The organism is Tabrizicola sp. (assembly GCF_031377265.1).
GTDB lineage: Bacteria > Pseudomonadota > Alphaproteobacteria > Rhodobacterales > Rhodobacteraceae > JAUYQR01.
On the sequence record NZ_JANMET010000189.1, the window covers coordinates 1 to 8,023 of the forward strand.

An 8,023-nucleotide genomic window follows, 5' to 3' on the forward strand; every position below is an offset into this window, starting at 1 on the left:
TGGGGGGGGCCGCGACAAGCGCCGCATCGGCCCCCGTTGGATCAACCGGGCGGCGACCAGTCCTGCCGCGCGATGAAGGCGGCAAAGCTTTCCGGGGTCACACCCAGGGCGCCAACCCCCTTCGCGCCATCGCGCATTGTACCAGGATGATCCGCCAGATGGGCGTAAAGCTCGGCGATCCGGTCACCGGCCGGCGCTCCGAAGGCTTGGTTCAGACCGGCGGCAAAACCGGGCAGCGGGATCGTCGCATAAGACACTGGACGCTTCAGGTGCGCCGCCAGCAGTTCTGCGATCTGTGGCCCGGTCAGTGCCTCGGCACCGCCCAGACGGATCGACTGGCCAAACACATCTGCCGTGGCGGCAGCCAATGTGCAGTCCGCCAGCGTGCGGTGTGACATCCACGCTATCGCAGCCTCAGGCGAGGCCGGATATGCCAAAGTGCCGGAAAGGATGCCGGGAATGCTCCATGCGGCCAGCAGGTTGTCCATGTAGATCGTCGGTTCCAGCGTGACGAGCGGCAGGTCGCACAAGGCGTACTGCACGTGACGCATGTTGGCAAACACGCCAAGATCAGAAGGCACAATCCGGCTGGCGGCGTTCAGGATAACGCGAGGGACGCCTCGGGACGCCTTGGCGATAGCGCGGGCCATCCGCAGCGTCCGGCCGGGCGTATGATCTTGTGGCAGGGTAAAGACCACGACGTCGGCACCATCGAAAGCACGCTCAAGCCCATCGCCTGTTTCAAGGTCGGCGCGATGGGCACCCTGCGCAGTGCGGCTGGTGCCGGTAACCGTCCATCCGGCGGCGGAAAACGCACTGGCGATGGCAGATTGCTGGGCTCCGGCAAGGCCGGTGAGAGTGACGTGAGGCATGAATAACTCCGTTCATTTGCATCGGTGCCGTCGATATGGCACCGTGGATGCAATGGCGTAAGTACGCAGTATTTTGTGAGGTAGTATCGAAATGGATACTGTAATGGGCCTAAGCCCCGGGGAATGCCCGGTGGAACGCACCTTGCGGGTGATCGGTGGGCGCTGGAAAGTACTGATCCTGTACTATCTGCGCGGCGGGCCAAAGCGGTTCAACGAATTGCGCAGGATGATGCCGGCCATCTCACAGCGCATGCTGACCCAGCATCTGCGCGAACTGGAAGCTGACGGCATCATCAATCGTCGAATCTTTCCGGTGATTCCGCCGCATGTGGAGTATTCGTTCTCAGATCTTGGGCGCAGTCTGCTGCCCATTCTGGATGCCATGGCCGATTGGGGCAGCGCGCATTTGTCAGACGATGGACAAGCTGGTGCTGCAGCATGAGCGAAGCTCTGGAGGAGCGGATTGCGCACCTTGTCCGCGCGGTCGATGATCTGTCAGACGTGGTCACTCGCCAGGGCCGCGAGATCGACCGGATGACCCGACTGATCGCAATGCTGGCCGAACGCGAAGCCGAACGCGAAGCCGGATCGGGTGAGGCCCCTGCCGCGAACGCGAGGCCGCCGCATTGGTAGCCCCAGCGGGCAAAGCGCTTGGCTTTGCTTGCGCGGTGGCGGGGTTGGGCAGCCCTTTGATACGGGTGCACTGCCATGTTTGATCTGGGATCATCCCAGCGGGGCGAACAATTGAAACGGAGTTTGCCCAATCAGGAATTCTCTGACGGCTCGGCCACTGCAGGGATGGCAGCGCGGTGGAGCGTACATGCCGAACGTTAAGCTGATGGCGCTTGCAGTCACGTTGACGCTGGGCGCGCTGGGCGGCTGGATCGCGCATTGGGCGCACCTTCCGCTCGGGTATCTGCTTGGGTCACTGGTGGTAACCGGGGTAATTGCGGCGGGGGACGTGCGGCCCTTTGGGTGCCAGATCACGCTGCCGGCGCGGCTGCGATTTTCCTTTGTGCCAGTGATCGGGGTGGCCATCGGCGGCGCCTTTACCCCCGCCGTGGCGGGGCAGGCGTTGGGGTGGGGGCCGTCGCTTCTGGCGCTTTGCCTGTACGTGCCGCTGGCCCATGCAGCGGGGTTCGCGCTTTATCGGCGGGGTGGTCTGTCGGCGACAAACGCGTTCTTTGGCGCGGTTCCCGGTGGGTTGATCGAAAGCGTGCAGCTTGGCGAAGAGGCGGGGGCGGATGTCCGCCTTCTGACGGTGCTGCAGTTTCTCCGGCTGATCGGCACGATCATTGCAGTGCCGATGCTGTTCTGGGGCCTGACGGGGCATGCTGTCGGGTCGGCCTCGGGGGTGCAGATGGTCGGGGCAGCGGCGCATCTTGGTCCGCGCGAAGTGGCGATACTGGTGGCCGCTGGTCTGATGGGTGTGGCGATCGGGCGGCTTTTGCGGCTGCCGGGCTGGATCATCACCGGGCCGATCCTGATGTCGGCGCTGATCCACGGGCTTGGCTGGGTCGAGGGCGTGCCTCCGGGGTGGCTGATCGCGGCCACGCAGATCGTGTTGGGCACGGGGTTGGGCGCGCGGTTTGTGGGGGTGGACCGGGCCATGCTGCGGCGGGCAGCGGTGCTGGCGCTGATCAACGGGGTCGTGGCGCTGCTGCTGGCCATGGGGTTCGCGCTGAGCCTGCATGCGCTGGTGGGGGAGCCGGTGGCGGCGGTGTTCCTGGCCTTTGCCCCCGGCGGGCTGGCGGAAATGAGCCTGATCGCGTTGAGCCTGCAGGTCAGCGTGATCTATGTGACGGCCCATCATGTCTTGCGGATCGTGCTGGCTGTGGGACTGGCGAAACTGGGGAGCAGGTGGATCGGGTAGGGGTTGTCCACGCGTGGACAAGGTTTCTGTTCTAATAAAATCAATGGGTTATATAACTGCATTCATAAACTGTTAGGAATTGTCTGCGGTGTCTGCCGGAAGAAGAAGGACGCCGCGCGGAACCGGTGGTCACATATCCTCGACCAGCACCACGCCCTGCATCGCCTTGATCGCGCCTTTGATCTGGGGGGTCACCGGGTAGGACTGCGGCAAGGTCAGATCAAACTCGCGGCCCGCCTCGTCCGGGATGCAGAGGGTGATCTGCGCGCGGTTGCGGCCTTCGACCTTGGCCAGAAGTGCTGCCAGCGACGGCACGGCCTCAGCCCGGTTCAGGTGAATGCGGATCGCCTGCGCACCGGCCTGATCTGCCACCTGATCAATCGCCTGCACGGCGTTGGCGAGCATCTTCAGCGTCTCGCCCTCCAGTTCCGCCTTGACGGTCAGCACCACATTGCGGCCGGGTTCCAGCAGGTCACGCGCGGCCTCCAGCGTATCTGAGAACACGGTCACTTCGTAAAGCCCGGTCGGATCGGACAGCTGGACAAAGGCAAAACGGTTGCCCTTGGCGGATTTGCGTTCCTGACGTGATGACACCGACCCGGCAATCTTGGCAATCAGCGGGCCGCGTTCGGCCAGAATGGTGACTTCGGTCAGGGTCTTCACGTCACGGCGGCGCAGGGCAGACATGTAGTCGTCTAGCGGATGGCCCGAGAGGTAGAAGCCGATGGCCTGATGTTCCTGCGCCAGACGTTCAACCGGCAACCAGTCATCGCGGAACGGCAGGCGCGGTTCCGGGATATCGGTGCCAGTGTCGCCAAACAGCGACACCTGGTTTGAGGTCTTTGCCTCGTGGATCGCGGCGGAGTAGGCGACGAGGGGATCAAGCGCTTCGAACACCCGAGCGCGGTTCGGATCAAGCTGGTCGAAGGCCCCGGCGCGGGCCAGCATTTCCAGCGGGCGCTTGCCGACACGCTTCAGATCCACCCGGCGAGCCACATCGAAAAGATTTACGAACGGTCGTTCACCGCGATCCCGAACGATCATTTGCATGGCGTCGACGCCAACGTTCTTCAGCGCGCCAAGACCGTAGACAATGGCACCTTCGCGCACCGTGAAGGTGGCCAGCGAGGCGTTGATGCAGGGGGCCACGGTCTTGAGACCCAGCTTGTCGACCTCGCGTTTATAAACGGCAAGTTTGTCGGTCAGATGCAGATCGCAATTCATCACGGCGGCCATGAATTCGGCCGGGTAGTTCGCCTTGAGATAGGCGGTTTGATAGCTGACCACGGCATAGGCGGCGGCGTGCGATTTGTTGAACCCGTAGTTTGCGAATTTCTCCAGCAGGTCGAAAACCTCGCCGGCCTTTTCCTTGCTGACCGCGTGCGTCAGGGCCGCGCCTTCGATGAACTTCGGGCGTTCCTTGGCCATTTCCTCGGCGATCTTCTTGCCCATGGCGCGGCGCAGCAGGTCTGCGCCGCCAAGCGAATAGCCCGCCATCACCTGAGCGATCTGCATCACCTGTTCCTGATAGACGATGATGCCTTGGGTCTCAGCCAGGATGTGGTCGATTGTCGGGTGGATCGATTCCCGATCGCGAATGCCGTTTTTCACCTCGCAATAGGCGGGGATGTTTTCCATCGGGCCGGGGCGGTAGAGGGCGACGAGCGCCACGATATCTTCGATGCAGGTTGGTTTCATGCGACGCAGCGCATCCATCATGCCCGAGCTTTCCACCTGAAACACCGCGACGGTGCGGGCGCTGGCGTAAAGGTCGTACGACGGCTTGTCATCCAGCGGGATCAGGTTGATGTCAAAGCTGATGCCGCGCAGCGCCAAAAGGTCCATCGCGTTCTGGATGACGGTCAGGGTTTTCAGACCCAGAAAGTCGAACTTCACCAGCCCCGCAGCCTCGACCCATTTCATGTTGAACTGGGTCGCGGGCATGTCAGAGCGCGGATCTTGATAGAGCGGCACCAGTTCGTCCAGCGGGCGGTCGGCGATCACCACGCCGGCGGCGTGGGTAGAGGCGTTGCGCAGCAAGCCTTCGATTTCCTTGGCATAATCCAGCAAACGCTTGACCACCTCTTCCTTGGCGGCCTCACGCAGGCGCGGCTCATCTGCCAGCGCCTTGGTGATCGAGACGGGCTTCACGCCTTCGACCGGGATCATCTTCGACAGCCGGTCCACCTGCCCGTAGGACATTTGCAGCACGCGGCCCACGTCGCGCACCGCCGCCTTGGACAATAGCGCGCCGAAGGTGATGATCTGGCCAACCCGGTCCCGGCCATATTTGCCCTGGACGTATTGGATGACCTCTTCGCGGCGGTCCATGCAGAAGTCGATGTCGAAGTCGGGCATCGACACGCGTTCTGGGTTGAGAAAGCGTTCGAAGAGAAGGGCATAGCGCAGGGGGTCAAGATCGGTGATCGTTAGCGCATAGGCAACCAGCGACCCCGCACCCGAGCCACGCCCCGGCCCGACGGGAATGCCCTGATCCTTGGCCCATTTGATGAAATCGGCCACGATCAGGAAATAGCCGGGGAAGCCCATGTTTTCGATCACGTTCAGCTCGAAATCAAGGCGGGCCTGATATTCCTCCGGTGTGGCCGAAGGGGTGATGATCTTGAGGCGGTCCTGCAGACCCTGATTGGCGGCGCGGCGCAGTTCCTGCACCTCGTCATCGGCGAATTTCGGCAGGATCGGCGGGCGCTTGCTGGCAGCATAGGCGCAGCGGCGGGCGATTTCGACAGAGTTCTCCAGCGCCTCGGGCAGATCGGCGAACAGGGCGCACATTTCGGCTTCGGATTTGAAATAGTGCTGCGGGGTCAGGCGGCGGCGCGGCTGTTGCTGATCGACATAAGCGCCTTCGGCGATGCAGATCAGGGCATCATGCGCCTCATACATCGAGGCTTTGGGAAAGTAGACATCATTGGTGGCGACCAGCGGCAGGCCGAATTCATAGGCAAGCTCGACATGGCCACGCTCTGCCAGCGCCTCGCCTTCCGGCAGCTGGCCTGCGGGGCCGGGATGGCGCTGCAGTTCGACGTACAGGCGAGAAGGGTAGATCGCGGCCAGACGTTGCAAAAGCGCGCGCGCCTTGGGCAGCTGACCTGCGGCCAGGAACCGGCCAAGCGGGCCATCCGGGCCACCGGTCAGGCAGATCAGGCCGGACGACAGGGTCTCCAGCTCATCGACGGTCACCTGCGGCAGGCTGGCACCCCCGGCCATCGTGCCGTCGATGTAAAGCCGCGAGTTCAGCTTCATCAGGTTCTGGTAGCCAACCTCGGACTGGGCCAGCAGCACAATCGGCGCTGGCAGGCGCGGCCGTTCCCCCGGTTGGGACGGATCATGCGCCAGCGACACCTGACACCCCATGATCGGCTGCACGCCAGCGGCGGCGGCGGTCACCGAAAACTCCAGTGCGGCGAACATGTTGTTGGTGTCGGTGACGGCCACGGCAGGCATCGCTTGCGCCTTGCACAGGTCCACCAGCTTTTTGACCGGCACCGCGCCTTCCAGAAGCGAGTGTTCGGTATGGACGCGAAGGTGGATGAATCTGGGGGCACCGGACATGGCGGGACCCTACCCGATCTGTCCGGTGCCGCAACCCCGCCGGCGCGCGATCAGGTGCTTTTCAGCGACCGTGGCGCCGGCTGGAACGCCGCGACAAGGGCCATCACCACGATCATCGCCAGACCGGCCAACACCGGCACGTCTTGCCAATCCGGCTTGGTGATCATCAGGAACACGATGACGAACTGCGTTGTGTAATCGAACCGCGCCAAAGGCAGAAGTTTCAGCATCTCGTGGCGGGCCGCGTGCACACCCTTGGTGTCGCTGATGGCAATGGCATTTTCGCATGTCGGGCCAAGTTTGATCGCGCCGACAAGCGCCGTCACTGCAATGCCCGCCAAGCCAAGTACCACCCACGCAGGCCAGCCGAACCCACCGACATAGGTCGTGGCAAGACCGGTCAGAAGCGTGAGGATACTGGTCGGAAGGAACAGGCGCGGGCCAAGAAAGGCCACAAGGCGGATTACGCCCAGCAGATCGGCAGGATTCGGGCGCTTGGCAAACAGGAATGCCAGCAAAACAAGGGTGAAGCCGCCACCAAGCCAGACGATTGCCGAAGCGACATGAGCAAATTTCAACAGCACATAAAGGTCCATTACAGTCTCCAATTTTAATATGTATGCGAATGAGCTTGGAATGCCGCACCGCGACGCCTGATGCAAGGTTATGAAATCCTTACCGCGCGGCAGACCGCCGCTCTGCCCGTTCTTTCGGCAAAAGGCGAAACTGCTTCCAAATTTCCAAAGAAGGTAAGTCTTGCCATGTGGTATCTGGCGGCGCTTCATGTTTTCAAGGGAGAATGGGCAACGTCCCAGGGGAGCATGCCCCGCTTTACGCCGCATCGGGCGGGCATGCAGATCACCTCGAACGAGGAGAAGGCGGCTGGTTTTGGGATGTCTGAGGTTGCGTTTCTCTTGAACGGAACGCCGGTCCGCATTTCGGGGCAACCCGCGACACGGACGCTGTTGGATTGGCTGCGTGATACGCGCGGGCTGACCGGCACCAAAGAAGGCTGCAACGAAGGCGATTGCGGCGCCTGCACAGTGATGGTCACCGACGCCGACGGACCAAAAGCGCTGAACGCCTGCATCCTCTTCTTGCCGCAACTGCATGGCAAAGCGGTGCGCACCGTCGAAGGCATTGCCGGGCCGGACAGTGCATTGCACCCGGTACAAGCTGCGATGATCACGCATCACGGGTCACAGTGCGGTTTCTGCACGCCGGGCTTCGTGGTGTCGATGGCGGTGGGCCATGCGCAGGGGCGGCACGATCATGACGATGTGCTGGCGGGCAACCTGTGCCGCTGCACCGGCTATGCGCCGATCATCCGCGCGGCCGAGGCTGCGGCCAGCGAACCGGTTCCCGCATGGCTGGATGATGTTGCTCAGCTTCCTCTTCTCAAAATATCCCCGGAGGGGTCCGGGGAGGCAGGCGGCCTCTCCGGCGCGTTCAGCCCGCGCGACAGCGACGCGCTGGCGCAGTGGTATCTGGCCAACCCCGACGGCACGTTGATCGCCGGGGCCACCGATGTGGGGCTGTGGGTGACCAAGCAGTTGCGCGACCTGCAGCCGGTTGCCTTTCTGTCGGGCGTCACCGACCTGCAGCAGATCGAGCAGCAGGGCGGCGCGGTGCATATCGGCGCGGGCGTCACCATCACCGCCCTGCATGAGGCGATGCGCGAGATGCACCCGTCCTTTGCCGAGCT

Annotated in this window: 7 protein-coding genes; 4 read left to right on the forward strand and 3 right to left on the reverse strand. The window is 62.9% G+C overall.

Going from position 1 to position 8,023, the window contains the following annotated elements; translation table 11 throughout:
* Positions 1-41: 41 nt before the first annotated feature.
* On the reverse strand, positions 42-872 hold the full coding sequence (locus tag RMO18_RS10850; protein WP_309665872.1) for a hypothetical protein: 831 nt from the start codon (positions 870-872) through the stop codon (positions 42-44).
* Between the two features lie 103 nt (positions 873-975).
* Here RMO18_RS10850 and RMO18_RS10855 point away from each other — a divergent pair, with 103 nt between their 5' ends.
* The 3 genes from RMO18_RS10855 to RMO18_RS10865 all read left to right on the forward strand — a co-directional run bounded on the left by RMO18_RS10855 (position 976) and on the right by RMO18_RS10865 (position 2,745).
* Positions 976-1,314, forward strand: coding sequence for a helix-turn-helix domain-containing protein (locus RMO18_RS10855; protein WP_309665873.1), 339 nt, complete (start codon positions 976-978; stop codon positions 1,312-1,314).
* The gene (locus RMO18_RS10860) at positions 1,311-1,505 is read left to right on the forward strand and encodes a SlyX family protein (RefSeq protein ID WP_309665875.1); all 195 of its coding nucleotides are present in this window, start codon (positions 1,311-1,313) and stop codon (positions 1,503-1,505) included. The genes RMO18_RS10855 and RMO18_RS10860 overlap by 4 nt, the downstream gene beginning before the upstream one ends.
* Before the next feature lie 187 nt (positions 1,506-1,692).
* Complete coding sequence (locus RMO18_RS10865; RefSeq protein ID WP_309665876.1) at positions 1,693-2,745, forward strand: AbrB family transcriptional regulator; 1,053 nt, start codon at positions 1,693-1,695, stop codon at positions 2,743-2,745.
* A 129-nt stretch (positions 2,746-2,874) separates the two neighbouring features.
* On the opposite strand, the gene dnaE is transcribed toward RMO18_RS10865, so the two are convergent.
* Together dnaE and RMO18_RS10875 are read right to left on the reverse strand one after the other, a co-directional pair.
* Positions 2,875-6,318 (reverse strand): DNA polymerase III subunit alpha, encoded by a 3,444-nt coding sequence (gene dnaE, locus RMO18_RS10870; protein WP_309665877.1) that lies wholly within the window; start codon positions 6,316-6,318, stop codon positions 2,875-2,877.
* 50 nt (positions 6,319-6,368) lie between these two features.
* The gene (locus tag RMO18_RS10875) at positions 6,369-6,914 is read right to left on the reverse strand and encodes a DUF2269 family protein (protein WP_309665879.1); all 546 of its coding nucleotides are present in this window, start codon (positions 6,912-6,914) and stop codon (positions 6,369-6,371) included.
* A gap of 297 nt (positions 6,915-7,211) precedes the next feature.
* Here RMO18_RS10875 and RMO18_RS10880 point away from each other — a divergent pair.
* A partial coding sequence (locus RMO18_RS10880; RefSeq protein WP_309665881.1) for a 2Fe-2S iron-sulfur cluster-binding protein occupies positions 7,212-8,023 on the forward strand: 812 nt, incomplete at its 3' end.